Origin of the sequence: Neorhizobium sp. T7_12 (assembly GCF_002968535.1) — a bacterium.
Lineage (GTDB): Bacteria > Pseudomonadota > Alphaproteobacteria > Rhizobiales > Rhizobiaceae > Neorhizobium > Neorhizobium tomejilense.
The window spans coordinates 1-832 of the sequence record NZ_PVBK01000051.1 but is presented as its reverse complement, the minus strand read 5'-3'; the positions used below and the strand labels follow the sequence as shown (position 1 = coordinate 832).

General features: G+C 64.9%; 1 protein-coding gene. It reads left to right on the top strand.

Annotated elements, in window-relative coordinates:
- On the top strand, nucleotides 1-747 hold a 747-nt coding region (locus C5J26_RS32390; protein ID WP_172746239.1), incomplete at its 5' end, for a biotin/lipoyl-containing protein.
- Between the last annotated feature and the right edge of the window lie 85 nt (nucleotides 748-832).

Sequence of the window (832 nt, the reverse complement as noted above, 5' to 3'; positions counted from 1 at the left end):
GGCATCGGCCACAATCTGCCCTTCCTCTCGGCCGTCATGGATCACGACCGTTTTCGCTCCGGAAAGATCACCACGGCCTTCATCGCCGAGGAATTCCCGGAAGGTTTTTCGGGCGTGCATCCCGACGAGGCGGCCGCAAAGAAGCTTGTCGCCATCGCCGTCCTGGTCCATCAGGCCCTGCAGGAGCGGGCGGTACAGATTTCCGGCACGATCGGCAATCATCGCCGGGTGATCGGCAAGGACTGGGTGGTGACGCTCGCGGGCTTCGAAGAGGCCGTGACGCTCGAAACCGGCCCCGACGGCGCCAGCGTCCGCTTTGCCGATGGAGCACAGCTTTCCGTCGCCAGCGGCTGGCTGCCGGGCCAAAGCCATGCCCGCTTCCATGTCGGCGGCGAGACGATGGGGGTCAAGGTCAACCTCATCGGCTCCGCAGTGCGGTTGCGCTGGCGCGGCATGGACGTCACCGCCCGCGTCCGTTCGCCCCGCGTGGCCGAACTTGCCCGCCTGATGCCGAAAAAACTGCCCCCGGACACCTCGAAGATGCTGCTCTGCCCCATGCCCGGCGTCATCACCTCCGTGTCGGTGAAAGCCGGCGACGCAGTCGAAGCCGGCCAGACGCTCGCGACCGTCGAGGCGATGAAGATGGAAAACGTGCTGAAGGCCGAGCGCAGGGGCATCGTCAAGCACGTCGCCGCGAGCCAGGGCCAAAGCCTGGCGGTCGACGAGTTGATCATGGAGTTCGAGTGATGGCCGAGAAGACCGTGAAAGCCGCAAAGACCGTCAAGGATTGGGAATCTCTGGCCGAAAAGGAGCTGAAGGCTTCGCCGGAAAC